The organism is Micromonospora sp. WMMD558, from assembly GCF_049315255.1.
Classification (GTDB): domain Bacteria; phylum Actinomycetota; class Actinomycetes; order Mycobacteriales; family Micromonosporaceae; genus Micromonospora.
In genome coordinates, this window is the sequence record NZ_CP186061.1 from 5945080 (window position 1) to 5960537 (window position 15458).

Below are 15458 nucleotides of genomic sequence, written 5' to 3' on the forward strand. Positions count from 1 at the left end.
GAGGCTTCTTCCGAGTCTCAGCTTGATCTTTAACCTGTGCGCTGTTTACGTGCGGTGATGCTCAGGTCACGCTTGACGGTTTTACCGACGTCGTGGCGGGGTGCTGGTCTACGGTTTCGTGATCCGTACGGGCGTCCAGGACCTGGTCTGCTGGGTTTCGGCGCACTTGCGGGCAGGGTGGTCTTCGGGCGCAAGTTCCGAAACCCCCGACGGACCCGGGCGGGAGTGAGCCGGTCAGGTGCCGTTGGCCGCTCCCACGGTCGACGCAGGTCCGCGACGAGGGGTCGCGCGAGGCGTAGCTGAGTGTAGGCGGCGATGATCAGCCAGGTCCACCGGTCAGCGGCTTCGGTGGTGCGGATCTTCGGCCGAGTCCATCCCAGGGTCTGTTTGAACAGTCGAAACGTGTGCTCGAGGTCGAATCTGCGGAGGAAGGCCTGCCACCAGTGGTCGACATCGGCGGTGGTGGCGTTGGTGGCGGAGCACCACAGCCACACCGGTTTGGGGTCACGCTCGCCGGGCAGGTGCTCGACCTGTAGCCGGATCAGGGTGCCGGTGATGATCGGCAGGTCACCGTCGTGGTCGATCCAGCAGGTGCGGCGGGTCAGCCTGGGGTGCAGCTGGTCCCAGCTGTCGGCTTGCGCGGTGCCGTAGCGGCTGGTCGGGGTGAGGGTGGTGTGTTGCGGCGCGGGCCAGGTGGCCGGGTCGTTGCAGGCGAACTCGGCGCCGTGTTTGCGGGGACGGCCGATGGCACCCGGCTGCCTGCTCGGCTTGGGAAACCGGAGGACCCGGTCCGAGCGGATCCGGCCGACCAGGAGCACGGGCAGGTCGGACAGCACCCAGGCCAGCCGGGCGGTGTCGTAGCCGGTGTCACAGACGATCAGGATGTCGGGGTCGCCGGGGCGCCAGTGCCCGGCACGGATCAGCCGGTCGATCAGCTGCCGGAGCTGGTCGGCGGTGACCGCGGTGGCGTCGTCGGCCGGGCCCAGCCGCACCGCGTCGAGTACCTGTGTCCACGACGTGCGGCCTGGTTCCAAGGCGGCGACGAACGAGTACGGCCAGCCGGGGATCATCTGGGCGGAGCCTTTGCCGCGGCCGTAGGTGTGGCAGAACAACCGATCCGGGCTGGTGGCCGCGTCCGGGCGCAGCCAGTTGCTGACGTCAACGGCGAGCATGATCCGCCCGTCCGTGGCGCGGGGCAGCGCCAACCCTGCGAGGGTCACCCGCAGCCGGGCGACATCGATCCCGCCGGCGCCCAAAGCGTCGTACAGGGCGCCGTGACCACGGCGGTGCTCGGCGGCCAACGACAGGTCGACCAGGCTGGTCACCGGCCCTCCCGAGCACAGCAGCGCGTCGGTGAGCTCGAACAACGCGTCCGCCCGACGTGGCAGACACCGGTAGAAGTCCCGACGAAACCCGGCCAACCTCGCTGCTGGATCCTCGGCCGACCCGACCGCCGACGTGTCGGGCGTGGGCGTGTCGGGCAACACGAGGCCACCCAGGTAGTCCAGAATCGTGGCCACGGCCACCACCTGTTCTGTTCTTCGTGTCCTTGCAGGGAACGTGAAGGATCATCAGGTGGTGGCCGGTTTACGTCTCCATGACACGCCGAGTCCACACAGGATCAGCGCCCCACACGGGCGCCGAGGTTAAAGAACAAGCTCAGGGCGAGCTCGGTGCGAACCCAGCCAAACCAGGCCTGTGCTGGGGCGGCGGCACCCAGCAGGACCAGCACGATCGTTGACGCCCGGCGCAACCCGGGCACGATCGGCAGATTCACCGCCTCCAAAGCCACGCCTGCGGCGAAGAGCGCCAGGGAGGTACGGATCCACGCCAGGAACGTGCGCTCATTGGCGAGGCTAAACCGTGGATCCGGGTCGCTGCCCTGACTGAAGACGCGGCGAGGCCACCGAGTCGAGCTAGGTCTCACCACGCCGCCAGCCCTTTTACGATCGCTATGACGCTTCCCGTGAGAGCGAGCGCCAGCACCCAACGCCGGGTGGCCGTCTCCGGTAACCACCGCTCCAGATAGTGCCCGCCACCGATCCCTGCCAGCATCGCCGCCCCGCAGGCCAGCAGCATTGTCCACGACATGACCGGGGCGCCCTTCGCCGCAAGGGACAACACGTTCGTCACCAGGCCGACGAGCTGCACTGTCGGGACGAAGCTTCGGTGCTCCCAGTCGGTAGTCACGGCGTAGACCGCGAGCGGCGGTCCGCCCGTCCCTGCCGTTGTGTTGAAGAAGCCTGAGGCGAATCCCGACGCGACGGCCCCGCCCCGATGCCTGAGGAACGGCATGCTCTGGCCCACCGCCACCCAGGCCACTGATCCCGCCGTAATCAGGCCGATGCCGACGAGCAGGACCGGCCCTGGCAACTCCCGGACCACCCAGATCCCCAATGGCAGGGCCAGGATCACCCCGGCGATCATCTGGACGGCCACGCGGCGGCGCAGCGCCCGGGCGGTCACGCACAGCACGATCAGGTTGATCACCGCTGAGAGCAGGTTGGCCAGGGTCACGCCCGAGAAGGGGCCGAGGATCACGACCAGAAACGGGGCCGCGACCAGGGCGAAGCCCAGGCCGGTTGCTCTTTGCATGGTGGCGCCGAGCGCGACCGCGCCGACCGCGAGCACGTCGCCGACGGGCACCACTTAGCGCGACACGGCGTCGTCGACCACGTCGGCGAGGCGTCGCAGCCGGTCGACCGAGATCGTGCGCAGGTCGTCGGCCATGGTCGGGCTACCAACCACCGAGGCCCAGACCGCGCGGCCGGCGAGGAAACCCGAGGCCCCGGCCCGGCAGGCGAGTCGCACGGCTTCGGGGAAGACCTCTGCGGGTACGCCGGAGGACAGCACCACCCATGGGCTGCTGATGACAGACGACAGCGAGGCGCAGCCGGCAGTGATCTCGTCCGGGGTGCCCCTGCCGTGGGTTGGTACCTCCGACTTGTAGAGGTCGGCACCGAGGGCGCCCAGCTCGCGGGCCGCCGCGTGGATCCCCGCTTCGTGGTCGTACGCGCCGCCGTCGCGCGGGCCACGGGACACCGGCTCGATGATGCTCACCAGCCCGGCCTCCCGGCAGCGGGCGACGAAGTCGGTGACCATGCCAATCCGCGGCTCCGGCGCCTCGTCCGGGCGGTAGAGCACGAGCAGCTTGAGGGCCTTCGCGCCCTCCTTCCGCACGATCGCGGGGTTGACCTCGGGGTCGATCGCCACGTCCGCGACGAACTCGGTGGCGCTCGGGGTGAACGCGTCGGCCGCCGCGATCAGCGCGCAGGACGGGTCGACGGCGTCGGCGGCGATCACGGCGTCCCAGCCGAACTGCTTGTCGACGAGGATCGCGGACGCGTACGGGCTTAGTGCGCGTGCCGCGTCCACCTTGAAGGCGGTCAGCTGCGCGTCGGTCACCGGCTCCGGCTGGCGTGCGGCGAACATGGCCCGCAGCGCCTCGCGCTGGTCGACGGCGAGCATGGCGTAGCCGCCCGAGGGGCGGGCGAGGATCGACGGGTCGACTGTCACTGTTCTGTTCCTCCAGCGCGAGAGCGGCCGGTCCGCCGCCGAGGTCGGCGCCGTCGAGCCACTGAGATCAAAGGATGTTCGAAAAATAACATCCGCTGGTAGTGGAGGAACAGGGGCTAGACTTCCGACGTGTCAGTGGAAGCCATGCGCTACGACGGCGCCCCGCAGCGGCGGACGCACATCATGGCCGCGCTGCGCCGGGCCGGCTTCCTCTCGGTCGCCGACATCAGCGCCCAGCTCGGCGTCTCTCAGATGACGATCCGCCGTGACCTGCGGCGACTCGCCGAGAGTGGCGAGGTCCTGCTGGTTCATGGCGGCGTCAGCCTCCCGCCGGGCGGCGTCGGGGGCCCGGGGTACGCGTCCCGCGCGCTCAGCAACGCCGGCGCCAAGCGGGCGATCGGCGCCGCGGCGGCCCGCCTCGTCCAAGCGGGCGACACGATCGGCGTCGACAGCGGCACGACCACGGCCGAGGTGGCCCAAGCGCTGCCCGAGGACTTCGACGGCTGCGTGATCACCCACTCCGTCCCCGTGCTCGCCCACATGCTGTCCCGGCCGAGGTCAAGGGTCATCGGAATCGGCGGCGAGCTGCTGCACGACAACCAGGCCATGGTTGGTTTCGCGGCGCTGGATCTCGTCCGGCGCATGCGGGTGCGCCTGCTGTTCCTCGGCGCGAGCGCGGTCGACGAGCGGGGCGCATACGTGCGCTCGGAGGTCGAGCTGAGCGCCAAGCACGCGCTCATGGACATCGCCGACGAGGTCGTGCTGCTCGTGGACGCGAGCAAGCTGACCGCCACCGCCCCGGTTCAGGTGTGCGGGTTCGACCGCATCGACACGCTGGTCGTGGACGGTCCGCTGCCCGCCGCGGTGGCCGCGGCCGCACGCCGCACCGGCACCCGCGTCCTGACCGCCTGACCCGTAGTCGCCCGACCGCGGGGTGGGTTGCCCGCGCGGTGGGTGAATTTCGCCCCGGACCCGGCATGGGCACCTCTCACCGCTGCCAACTCGCCGCCTTTTTCTTTGTTTCGTGCTCTTGACGTCTCGGTGACATGCGTTCAACACTGCATGCAGATCTCGTCGACGTGAGAGAAGGCACATGGACCTCAAGGCCGCACCCCCAGCCCCGGAGACCCGCACGGTCGCGCTGCCGGATGCCGCGGTGGTGGACGTGCGGTGCCGGGTCTTCCGGGCGCGCCCCAGCGAGGCGATCGCCATGTCCTTCGCCCCGCTGACCCACCGCGTGATGGTCCTGGTCGAGGTCGAGCTGGCCGACGGTTCAGTCGGCGTCGGCGAGAGCTGGGCGAACTACCCGTCCTGGGCGTGGCGCGAGCGGATCGCCACGATCCACGACGGCATCGCGCCGCTCCTGAAGGGGCGCAGCTTCCCCCACCCGGCCACCGCCCAGCGGACGCTCCTCGCGGAGCTGGCGCCCCTGGGACGCCAGTGGGGCGCACCCGGCCCGGTCCACCAGGCGATCAGCGGCGTCGACATGGCGCTGTGGGACCTCGCTGCCCGCCACGCCGGCACCAGTCTGGCCCGGCTGCTCAGCGCGAGCCCCCGCACGGAGCTGCCGGTGTACGGCTCCAGCCTCGGACCCACCGGGGTCGCCGAGGTCGCCCACCGCTGCGCCGCGCTCGGGCTCACCGCCGTCAAGGTCAAGGTCGGGTTCGGCGCGGACACCGACCTCGTCAACGTCGGGACCGCCCGCCGGATCCTCGGCGACCAGGTGCAGGTCTTCGCCGACGCCAACCAGGCGTGGCGGCTGGCCGAGGCGCTGGAGATGGTCCCCGCGCTGGCCGATCTCGGCGTCGCGTGGGTCGAGGAGCCGCTGGCCGGCGACCGTCCCGCCGAGCTGGCCGAGCTAAGCCGCCGCACCGGGATGCCGCTGGCGACCGGGGAGAACCTCTACGGCGCCGCGGCGTTCACGCCGTACCTGGAAGCGGTCGAGATCCTCCAGCCCGACCTCGGCAAGGTCGGCGGCGTCACCGAGTACCTGGACGTGCTGGCTGCCGCGACGGCGGCCGGGCGGACGGTCAACCCGCACCTCTACAACGGCGCGGTCGCCACCGCCGCGACCGTCCAGGCCGGCGCGATCTCGCCCGCGACCCGGCTCATCGAGTGGGACATCCGCTCCAACCCGCTGCGGCAGGCCGCCGACGGCCTGCTCACCGCCCACGGCACGGTCCGCGTGCCGGACAGGCCCGGATTCGGCATCGATCTCGACCAGGACCAGCTCGACGCGTACGAGGAGCAGCTTCCGTGACCGACCCCATCGTCAACGACATCCGCTCGGCCGCCACCGCCGTGCGCGTGACCGGCCGGACGGCGGGCGGACCGCGGCTCGCGGTGCTCGACCCGTCCACCGGCGAGCCGTTCACCGAGGTCAGCACGGGCAACGGCGCTGACGCGGCGGCGGCGCTCGGCGTCGCGCAGCGGGCCCTGCCAGTCTGGGCGGGCACACCGCAGGCCGCGCGGTCGGCGGCGCTGCGGGCCATCGCCGCGGACGTCGAGGCGCTCGCCGCCGAGCCCGAGTGGCCCGCGCTGATCACCCGGGAGACCGGCAAGCGGCTCCCCGAGTCGGTCGCCGAACTGGGGCTCACGGTCGCCTACTTCCGCATCATGGCCGACCTGCTGGACCGGCAGGAGGCCGAGCAGCTGTCCGTCGTACCCGGGATCGGGCACCGGGTGACCGCGCGGCCCGCCGGTGTCGCCGCGGTCCTGACCCCCTGGAACTTCCCGGTCTCCATCCCGGCTCGCAAGATCGCGCCGGCGCTGGCGGCGGGGTGCCCGGTGCTGTTCAAGCCCTCCGAGCTGGCGCCGCTGTCGTCGATGGTGCTGGCCGCGGTCGTCGAACGGCACGTGCCCGAGGGGGTCCTGTCCACAGTGATCGGCACCCCCGCCGATGTGGTCGATCCGTGGTTCGCCGACCGGAGCGTCGGCGTCGTGTCCTTCACAGGGTCGACCCGGGTCGGGCGGCTGGTCGCCGCGGCCGCGGCGCCGCGCTTCCTGCGTACGGTGATGGAGCTCGGTGGGTGCGCGCCCTTCCTCGTGATGTCGGACGCGGATCCGCAGGCCGCCGCGCAGACCCTGTTGGTGGCGAAGTACCGCAACAACGGCCAGTCCTGCATCGCCGCGAACCAGGTCCTCGTGGCCCGCGAGGTGGCGGCCGAGTTCACCGAGGCGTTCGTCGCGGCGACCGAGAAGCTCGTTGTCGGCCTTCCCACCGACCCGGCCACCGACCTCGGCCCCCTCGCGCCGGCCGGGGACCCGGCCCGGATGGCCGCGCTCGTCGAGGAGGCGGTGAGCCGGGGCGCGCGGAAGGTCACGAGTGGCGCCGTCCCGGAGCGGGGCCACTTTGCCCCGCCGACCGTGCTGCTGGATGCGCCCGTCGACAGCCGGGTGATGACCGACGAGATCTTCGGACCGATCGCGCCGATCCACGTCTACAACGACCTCGACGACGCGCTCGCCCTGCACCACGCCACCGGGTACGGCCTGGCCGGCTACGTCTGCAGCGCGGACCTCGACCGCGCGCACTCCGTCGCCGGCCGCCTCTCCGCCGGGATCGTCGGCATCAACACCGGAACCCCGAACACGCCGTGGATCCCCTTCGGCGGGGTGCGGGACTCGGGCCTCGGGTACGAGGGCGGCCGCCCCGGCCTGGAGGCCTTCCAGACCTTCCTGTCCGTCGGCTCGAAGGCGCAGGTGTGACGATGCGCCTGCTCATCGGACAGACCGGCGCGCCCACCAGCGTCGTCAACGCCAGCCTCCGCGGCTTCCTCGAGGCGGCGGCGGAGCACGACGTGCTGGCGCTGCGAGGCGGCCCGGACGGCCTGGTCGAGGGCCGGCTCACCCCGGTCACCGCCGCCGACGTGCCGGTCGCCGCGACCCGGCACGGCGGATCCTGGCTCGGCGCCGGGCGACGGGCGGTCACGGAGGCGGACCTCGACACGGCACTCGACGTGCTGGCCTCCAACGGGGTCGACGGCGTGGCGCTGATCGGCGGCAACGGGACGATGGCGCTGCTGCACGCCCTGGCGAGCCGGGCCGCCGCGACCGGGCGTGACCTCAGCGTCGTCGGCATCCCGAAGACCGTGGACAACGACCTGGTCGGCATCGACCACTGCCCCGGGTACGGCTCCGCCGCGCGCTACCTCACGACGGTCGTCCCGGACCTGGCCCGCGACCACGCCGCGATGGCCGGCATCGAGCCGGTCCGCATCGTGGAGACCCTCGGCCGCTCGGTGGGCTGGCTGGCCCTCGCCGCGACCTGGCACCGCGACGATCCGGCGTACGCGCCACACCTGGTCCTGATCCCGGAACTCACCTTCGACCGGGCGGCGTTCCTCACCGCCGTGCAGGACGCCCTGCGCGCGCACGGGCGGGCGTTCGTGGTCGTCAGCGAGGGCGCGGCGAGCGAGATGACCGACGACCCGTTCGAGGCCGTCAACCACACCCGGATCATCCTCGGCGGCGTCTCCCGGGCGCTCGCCGGGCTGGTGAGCACCGAGCTGGGTGTCGCCGCCCGCGGCGAGGTGCTCGGCATGGTCCAGCGCAGCAGCGGCGCGCTCGCCAGTGACGTCGACCGGGCGGAGGCGGCGGAGGCCGGGCGACACGCGGCCAAGCTGCTGGCCGACAACGCCACCGGACTGATGGTCGGCCTGCACCGCAGAGCCGGCGAGACCGTGCACGACCCGGTGCCGCTTGCGGAGGTGGCCGGCCGGACCCGGCCCGTACCCCCGCAGTGGCGCAGCACCAACCCCGCCGACCTCGGCGACTTCCACGACTGGCTCGCCCCACTCCTCGGTCAGAACGGAAAGGCACAATGATGCGGAACAAGATTCTGAGCGCCGGGTTCGCCCTGGCCCTCGTCGGCGGGCTCGCCGCCGGTTGCGGCGGCGGCGACTCGGGCGGCAACGCCAACGAGATCTCCATCGTCATGTCCAACCACCCGTGGCAGAAGGCCATCGAGCCGCTGATCCCCGAGTTCGAGAAGGCGTCGGGCGTCAAGGTGAAGGTGCAGACCTTCGCCGAGCAGCAGGCCCGCGACAAGATCTCGCTGACCCTCCAGTCGCGCAGCTCGTCGATGGACGTCTTCATGACCCTGCCGTCGCGCGAGGGCCTCCAGTTCAGCAAGGCCGGCTACTACGCTCCGCTCGACGACTACATGAGCAAGTCCGCCTCGTACGACGCCGCCGACTTCCCGGCCGCGGTCAAGACCGGCATGACGATCCAGGACAAGATGATCGCCGCGCCGGTGAACGTCGAGGGTGTCGTCCTCTACTACCGGACGGATCTGTTCGAGAAGTACGGCATCACCCCGCCGAAGACCCTCGACGAGCTGCCCACGGTCGCCGCCGCGATCAAGCAGAAGTCCGGCGGCAAGGTCACCCCGATCGCGCTGCGCGGCCAGTCCGCCGCCCTGCCGTTCACCTTCGGCCCGTTCCTGCACTCCCAGGGTGTGGAGTGGACCAAGCCGGACGGCACCCCGAACTTCGACGCGCCCGGCGCCGCCGACGCGATCAACCGGTACGCGACCCTTGCCAAGGAGTACGGCCCGCCCGGCGTGGTCAACAACACCTTCACCCAGTCCTCGGCGCTCTTCGCGGCGGGCAGCGCGGCGATGGAGCTGGAGTCGAGCAACGAGATCAGCAGCATCAACGACCCGAAGACCTCGAAGGTCGTCGGCAAGATCGGCGTGCTGGATTTCCCGGCCGGCTCGGCGGGCTCGAAGTCGACCGTCCTGAACTGGGGCATCGCGATGTCCTCGTACTCCAAGCACAAGGACGCGGCCTGGAAGTTCATCGAGTGGGCGACCGGCAAGGCCACCCAGCTCAAGCTGACCGCGGGCGGCATCGCCCCGCCCCGGACCTCCGTGGCGCAGGACAAGTCGTACACCGACACGCTGAACACCGACACGCTGAAGGAGTGGAGCAAGGCCCTCGCCAACGTGCAGGCGAACGGCTCCACCGAGGTCGGCCCGGTCGGTGTCGCCGCCCCCGAGATGCGCAAGGTGGTCGGGGACGCGGTCGGCAAGGTGATCCTCGGCCAGGCGGACGCCGACGCCGCCGCCAAGGAGATCCAGGACGGCCTGACCCCGCTGCTGGCGAAGAACGCCGGATAGTCCGATGAGTGACCTGATGACGAAGCCGCCCGCCGTCTCCGGATCCGCCAGCGCGGAGCCGGGGGCGGGGGCCCCGGCCCGGCGCCGCCGCCGGCTCGACCCGACGGCTCGGGGCGTGTGGCCGTTCGCGCTGCCGGCCGTGCTGGTCACGGCCGTGCTCGTGCTGGTGCCGGTGGCGTACACGATCTGGCTCTCCGTCAGCGACCGGCAGTCCGACGGGACGAACTCGGGCTTCCTCGGGTTCGCCAACTACGCCGAGATGTTCGGCAACCCGGAGTTCTGGAACTCGCTGAAGGTCACGCTGTTCCTCTTCGTTGTCTGCCTGCTGGTGGAGACCGTCCTGGGGCTGGCGCTGGGCTACGTGATGAGCCTCGACGTGCCCGGCCGTCGGATCTTCCAGGGCATGATGCTGATCCCGGCGATCACGGCGTCGGTCGCGGTCGGCCTGGTCTGGCTGCTGATCATGGACCCGACGCTCGGCGCGGCCAACCAGATCCTCGCCAAGGTCGGTGTCGACCCGGTGGTGTGGCTCGGCGACCCGGACATCGCGCCCTGGTCCATCGCCCTGGTCGACATCTGGCAGTGGACGCCGTTCATGGCGTTGATCATCTCGGCCGGGATCCGGTCGCTGCCCGAGGAGCCGTTCGAGGCCGCCGCGCTGGACGGGGCGAGCGGCTGGCGTACGGCCTGGAACATCGGCCTCCCGCTCCTGCGTCCGGTGCTCACGGTGGCGATGCTGCTGCGCACGGTGGACCTCGTGCGCTTCTTCGACACGATCTACATCATGACCCAGGGGGGGCCGGTGAACTCCACGAACACCCTCAACGTGTACGGCTACAACGCCGGCTTCGTCGACTACGAGCCGAGCTACGCGGCCACCCTCCAGATCGCCCTGCTCGCCCTGGTGATCGTGATCGCGGGCGGGTTCACCTGGTTCCGGCAGCGGGCCGCGCGATGACCAAGCGGCTCAGCGGCGTGTACGCCGCGTACCTCGTCTTCGCGGTCATCTTCTTCGGCCCGGTGCTCTTCATGCTCTGGTCCTCGCTGCGCAACAACGTCGACATCACCGGCTCGCTGTTCGACCTCGGGTCGCCGCTGACGCTGGAGAACTTCACCAACCTCTTCGAGCGCTTCGAGTTCGGCCGCTACATCGCCAACAGCTTCATCGTGGCCGGCGGGTCGACGATCCTCGGGCTCGTCCTCGGCGCGCCGGCGGCGTACGTGATCGTGCGGCGCAAGCTGGCCGCCCTCGGCTTCATGACGCTGCTGGCCCGCATGGCGCCCGGCGTGCTGTTCGTGCTGCCGCTCTTCGTGCTCTCGATCCGCGTCGGCGGCCCGGACAGCGTGGCACTCAACTACACGCTGCTGATCGTCGCGCACCTGATCATCACGCTGCCGCTGTGCATCTGGCTGCTGGTGCCCTTCTTCGAGGAGATCCCGATCAGCATCGAGGAGTCGACGCTGATCGACGGCGCGAACGCCTGGCAGCGGTTCCGCCGCATCGCCCTGCCGCTGGCCCTGCCCGGGCTGTCCGTCGCGCTGACGCTCAGCTTCATCTTCAGCTGGAACTACTTCCTCTTCGCGCTGGCCCTGGCGAACGAGCAGACGCTGCCGTTGACCGTCATCGCGTTCAACTTCATCGGCCAGGGATCCAACGACTTCGGCGGCCTGATGGCCGCGAGCACGCTCATCTCCGCGCCCGCCCTGCTGCTGACGCTCTTCGCGCAGCGCTGGCTGGTCCGCGGCATCACCGGAGGAGCCGTCAAGTGACGTCCATGCGGGCCCGCTTCCAGGGCAACGGGGAGATCACGTTCGAGAAGGTCACGCTCGGCGACGTCGCCGAGGGCGACGTGCGCCTGCGGGTCGACGTCTGCGCGCTCTGCGGGTCGGACAAGCGCCTGCTCCAGAGCGGCTCGACCGTCGTTCCGGGCCACGAGATCGGGGGCACGGTCGTCGGCGGGGCGCTGCCCGAGGGCACGCGCGGCATCGTCTACATCCCGGTCTTCTGCGGCACGTGCGTGCGCTGCGCCGCCGGCCGCACCAATCAGTGCCTGAACCTGTCGCAGCTGATCGGCTGGCAGCGGGACGGCGGTTTCGCCGAGCACGTGGACGTGCCGGCGCGGTGCGTCCTGCCGGTGCCGGACGACATCCCGCTGTCGGTCGCGGTCCTCGGGCTGGACACGGTCGGCACTGCGGCGCACGCCCTGCGGCTGGCGTTGCGGACCCAGGACACGGTGGACCGCGCGCTGGTCGTCGGCGCCGGGCCACTGGGCCTCGGTGTCGTCGCGGTCGCCCGGGCCATGGGGATCGCCGTGGACGTCTTCGACCCGAATCCCACCCGCCTCGAGGCCGCGACGGCGCTCGGCGCCACGCCCGCCGGTAACCTGTCCGCCGAGAACCAGTACGACATGGTCGTCGAGGTCAGCGGCGCGAACGCGGCCCGGGAGACGGCACAGCGGGTGATCCGGCCCGGCGGCACGGTCGTCGCGCTCGGCGAGTCGAACGAGCCGTACACCATGCCGGCGACGCCGCGCTGGCGGCGGACCGACTGCTACACCGTCCGGTCCTTCTACTTCCCGGTCAACGAGGTCGAGGCGAACTGGGACCTGCTGCGCGTCATGGGCGCGTGGCTGCGCGACCTCATCGTCAAGCCCCTCACCCTGCCTGAGCTGCCCGAGGCGTTCGCCCGCTTCGTGGCCGGCGACTACGTCAAGCCCTGCATCGTGTCGGCGGACGCCCATCTCGTGTCGGAGGTAACCCGATGAGCCTGTTGATCCTCGCCGTCGACCAGCGTCCCTGGCTCACCCAGGCCCTGTACGGCCACACCGCGGCAGCGCTGCCCGCGGAGCGCGCGGCGATCACCGACGGCAAGCACATGGTCCTCGAAGGACTGCTCGCCGCCCTCGAGGCCGAGCCGCGGATGGCCGCGCACGCCGGCATCCTGGTCGACGAGCAGCTCGGGGCGGGCGTGGCGGAGCGGGCCCGGGCCCGTCACGTGACGCTGAGCATGCCGGTCGAGCGGGGCGGCCGAGACCTCTACGAGACCGAACCGGTCGACCTGCCGGGCTTCCTCGCCCACTTCCGCCCCGAGCTCCCCAAGGTGCTGGTCCGCTACAACGTCGAGGGCTCGGCGGCGGACAACCGGGAGCAGCGGTCCCGGCTGGCCAAGGTCTCGCAGGCGGTCCGGGACTCCGGCGGCCGGTTCCTCTTCGAGCTGCTCGTGCCGCCGACGCCCGAGCAGCGGGCCATCCCAAGCGAGGTGTTCGACACCGAGGTGCGGCCGGGGCTCATCCACCGGGCGATGGCGGAGATCGTCGAGGAGGTGCCCGTCGACGTCTGGAAGCTGGAGCACCTCGGCGCACCGGAGCACTACCGGACGGCCGCCGACCTCGCCGCGCAGACCGGCGGCGAGTGCATCCTGCTGGGCGCGAACGCCCCGCAGGCCACAGTGGACAGGTGGCTGACCGACGCCGCCGCCAACGGGTTCACGGGCTTCGCCATCGGCCGTAGCATCTGGTGGGACGCGCTGCGCGGACTTCTGGCCGGCGACCTGACGCGGCCCGAGGCGATCGCGGCGGTCGCTGCCAACTACCGCCACTTCGCAGGGACGTTCCTCCAGTGACCAGCTCTCTTCAGGTCGACCCGCAGCGGGTCGGTGAGGTGCTCTACAGGACCCTCCGCGACCGGATCATCTCCGGCGAACTGCGCCCGGGCACGCGGCTGAGCGTCCCGGCCCTCGCCGAGGAGTTCAACGTCAGCCGCAGCCCGGTCCGGGACGCGGTGATCCGCCTCGTCCAGGAGAACCTGGCCGCCGAGACGATGAACCGCGGCGCGGAGGTCGCGCGCGTCTCCCGCGCCGAACTGGTCAGCCTGTACGAGGCCCGCGAAGTCCTGGAAGGAGCGGTGGCCCGGCTGGCGACCGAGAAGTACGACGCCGCGCTGCGGCGTACCCTGCTCGCGCTGCTCACCGAGCACCGCACCGTCGCGGAACAGGGCGACTTCGCCCGCCACATCGAGCTGGACGCGGCGTTCCACCGGGAGATCCGGCAGGCGGCGCAGAGCCCGGTGCTGGCCCGGATGCTCGACAGCGTCCAGAGCCGGGTCCTGGTGGCGATGCGCTCCACCAGCCTGACCGGCGGCATGGTCCAGGCCGTGCACGACCACCAGGCCATCTTCGAGGCCATCGGCTCGGGTGACGCGGAAGCCGCCGAGGAAGCCGCCCGCGCGCACATCCGCCGACTGAAGGAGTTGCTCCGTGCTGCTGACTGAGGCCCGCTTCTTCGGCGCCGGCGACGTACGGCTACTCAAGTCCGAGCCGGTGCCGCTCGGCCCGGCGGAGGTGGCGATCGCGCCCCTCGCGGTCGGCGTCTGCGGCACCGACAGCCACATCGTCGCCGGCAGCTTCGCCGCCGCGCCGCAGGTCGTGCTCGGCCACGAGGTGTGCGGCCGGATCACCGAGGTGGGTTCGGCGGTCGACGGGCTCAGCGTCGGCGACCTGGTCACCGTCGAACCGCACGACTACTGCACCCGGTGCACGTACTGCCGCCTGGGCCAGGAACACCTTTGCGACCGCAAGCGGGGGTACGGGGTCAAGCTCGACGGCGGCATGACCGAGCGGATGGTGGTGCCGGCGCGGATCGCGTACCGGCTGCCGGAGGCGACGCCGCCGTGGATAGGGGCGCTGACCGAGCCGCTCGCCTGTTGCCTGCACGGGATGGACCAGCTGAACCCACGCTCGGGGCTGCCGATCCTGATCTTCGGCGCCGGACCGGCCGGGGCGATGATGGTCGCCCTAGCCAAAGCCCGCGGGCTCGCACCGGTCGTGGTGCTGGACCCGCGCGCCGACCGGCGGGCGGCCGCCCTGCGAATGGGCGCGGACGATGCCCTCGACCCGGCGTCGCTGGACGAGGCCATCGCGCTGACCGACGGTCTCGGCTTCCCGCACGTGATCGACGCGGTCGGCTCCGGCCGGGTCCTGGAATCGGCGATCACCGTTTCGTCGCGCGGCGGCCGGATCCTGGTCTTCGGGGTGGCGCGGCCCGACGACGAGGCCCGGGTACGCCCCAACGAGATCTTCGCGCGTGAGCTGACGCTCGTCGGTGCGGTGATCAACCCGTACACGCACCACCGCGCGGTGCAGATGCTGCCGGTCCTGGGCCTGGACCGGCTGCGTCCGGCCTTCTACGGCCTGGACCAGCTACCGGAGGCCCTCGAGGCGCAGCGGACAGGCACGGCCGACAAGGTGTTCATTGCCCCGCACGGCATCGCCGCCGCACAGGGTTGACGAATCAGTGTCGGGAGACGGGCTGGTCGCCGCGGACCTGCGTGGCACGTGTCGGGGCGACACGAACCACCGCCGACGACGATCGGCATGACTTCGAAGCTCAGGCCAGTTTAGCCGCGTGGTGACCCCTTCGGAGCTGCCGAAGAGGTCACCGAGCTGCAGGCCCTGCTCAGAGAGTTCCTCGTGGGATTCGTGTTCCAGTCCTCAGGATCCGCTCTGCCGCCGGCACAGGCATGGTCCAGAGCCACACGTCGATACTGGCGGAGCCCAGGACGCCTGCGCTGGCGGGATCGAGACGGCGACCGATATGAGTAAGCGGGACAAGCGGAGCGTGACCTCTTCGGTGTTCTCTGGGAGGTCACGCCGGACCGCTCGCCCACATCACCGCAGGTCAAGCCCTCGGCTCTGTCCAGTGTCGGTGAGCACTTCGGGCGCGGTGACCACCTCGCCAACCTGCACCCAGTCTGCTCCCACTTGCAAGGCCTGGCCATCCAGCAGGTCCTTACCGCCGTCACCTGCGCATACTCCCCTGCCAGG

General features: G+C 71.2%; 15 protein-coding genes. 11 read left to right on the forward strand and 4 right to left on the reverse strand.

The genetic code is table 11. The annotated features are described in order from the left end of the window. Positions 1-29: 29 nt before the first annotated feature. From ACN26Y_RS28175 to ACN26Y_RS28190, 4 genes are all read right to left on the reverse strand, one after another. The gene (locus tag ACN26Y_RS28175) at positions 30-1421 is read right to left on the reverse strand and encodes an NF041680 family putative transposase (RefSeq protein WP_155333921.1); all 1392 of its coding nucleotides are present in this window, start codon (positions 1419-1421) and stop codon (positions 30-32) included. Between the two features lie 200 nt (positions 1422-1621). Next, positions 1622-2017: a YidH family protein gene (locus ACN26Y_RS28180; RefSeq protein ID WP_422733811.1), complete on the reverse strand. Its 396-nt coding sequence runs from the start codon at positions 2015-2017 to the stop codon at positions 1622-1624. Continuing rightward, the gene (locus ACN26Y_RS28185; protein WP_422733812.1) at positions 1924-2646 is read right to left on the reverse strand and encodes a TSUP family transporter; all 723 of its coding nucleotides are present in this window, start codon (positions 2644-2646) and stop codon (positions 1924-1926) included. Before ACN26Y_RS28185 ends, ACN26Y_RS28180 begins: the two co-directional genes overlap by 94 nt. 3 nt (positions 2647-2649) lie before the next feature. Then, positions 2650-3516 carry a hypothetical protein gene (locus ACN26Y_RS28190; RefSeq protein WP_422733813.1) on the reverse strand — a complete coding sequence of 289 codons (867 nt, stop codon included), beginning with the start codon at positions 3514-3516 and terminating at the stop codon, positions 2650-2652. Between the two features lie 129 nt (positions 3517-3645). Here ACN26Y_RS28190 and ACN26Y_RS28195 point away from each other — a divergent pair, with 129 nt between their 5' ends. The 11 genes from ACN26Y_RS28195 (at position 3646) to ACN26Y_RS28245 (ending at position 14921) form a co-directional block, all read left to right on the forward strand. Then, on the forward strand, positions 3646-4428 hold the full coding sequence (locus ACN26Y_RS28195) for a DeoR/GlpR family DNA-binding transcription regulator (protein ID WP_422733814.1): 783 nt from the start codon (positions 3646-3648) through the stop codon (positions 4426-4428). Between the two features lie 181 nt (positions 4429-4609). After that, entirely contained in the window at positions 4610-5776 is a 1167-nt protein-coding gene (locus tag ACN26Y_RS28200; RefSeq protein WP_422733815.1) for a mandelate racemase/muconate lactonizing enzyme family protein, read from the forward strand. After that, a complete protein-coding gene (locus ACN26Y_RS28205) occupies positions 5773-7224 on the forward strand; it encodes an aldehyde dehydrogenase family protein (RefSeq protein ID WP_422733817.1) in 1452 nt (483 codons plus the stop codon). Before ACN26Y_RS28200 ends, ACN26Y_RS28205 begins: the two co-directional genes overlap by 4 nt. A 2-nt stretch (positions 7225-7226) precedes the next feature. Next, a complete protein-coding gene (locus ACN26Y_RS28210) occupies positions 7227-8342 on the forward strand; it encodes a 6-phosphofructokinase (protein ID WP_422733818.1) in 1116 nt (371 codons plus the stop codon). Further along, positions 8342-9637: an ABC transporter substrate-binding protein gene (locus ACN26Y_RS28215; RefSeq protein ID WP_422733819.1), complete on the forward strand. Its 1296-nt coding sequence runs from the start codon at positions 8342-8344 to the stop codon at positions 9635-9637. The genes ACN26Y_RS28210 and ACN26Y_RS28215 overlap by 1 nt, the downstream gene beginning before the upstream one ends. A gap of 4 nt (positions 9638-9641) precedes the next feature. After that, positions 9642-10595, forward strand: coding sequence for a carbohydrate ABC transporter permease (locus ACN26Y_RS28220; protein WP_422733820.1), 954 nt, complete (start codon positions 9642-9644; stop codon positions 10593-10595). Further along, positions 10592-11407 carry a carbohydrate ABC transporter permease gene (locus ACN26Y_RS28225; RefSeq protein ID WP_422733821.1) on the forward strand — a complete coding sequence of 272 codons (816 nt, stop codon included), beginning with the start codon at positions 10592-10594 and terminating at the stop codon, positions 11405-11407. The genes ACN26Y_RS28220 and ACN26Y_RS28225 overlap by 4 nt, the downstream gene beginning before the upstream one ends. Before the next feature lie 5 nt (positions 11408-11412). Next, positions 11413-12402: an alcohol dehydrogenase catalytic domain-containing protein gene (locus ACN26Y_RS28230; protein ID WP_422734977.1), complete on the forward strand. Its 990-nt coding sequence runs from the start codon at positions 11413-11415 to the stop codon at positions 12400-12402. After that, on the forward strand, positions 12399-13259 hold the full coding sequence (locus ACN26Y_RS28235; RefSeq protein ID WP_422733822.1) for a 2-deoxy-5-keto-D-gluconate 6-phosphate aldolase domain-containing protein: 861 nt from the start codon (positions 12399-12401) through the stop codon (positions 13257-13259). Before ACN26Y_RS28230 ends, ACN26Y_RS28235 begins: the two co-directional genes overlap by 4 nt. Next, positions 13256-13906: a GntR family transcriptional regulator gene (locus ACN26Y_RS28240; protein WP_422733823.1), complete on the forward strand. Its 651-nt coding sequence runs from the start codon at positions 13256-13258 to the stop codon at positions 13904-13906. The genes ACN26Y_RS28235 and ACN26Y_RS28240 overlap by 4 nt, the downstream gene beginning before the upstream one ends. Further along, positions 13893-14921: an alcohol dehydrogenase catalytic domain-containing protein gene (locus ACN26Y_RS28245; RefSeq protein ID WP_422733824.1), complete on the forward strand. Its 1029-nt coding sequence runs from the start codon at positions 13893-13895 to the stop codon at positions 14919-14921. Before ACN26Y_RS28240 ends, ACN26Y_RS28245 begins: the two co-directional genes overlap by 14 nt. Positions 14922-15458 lie beyond the last annotated feature (537 nt).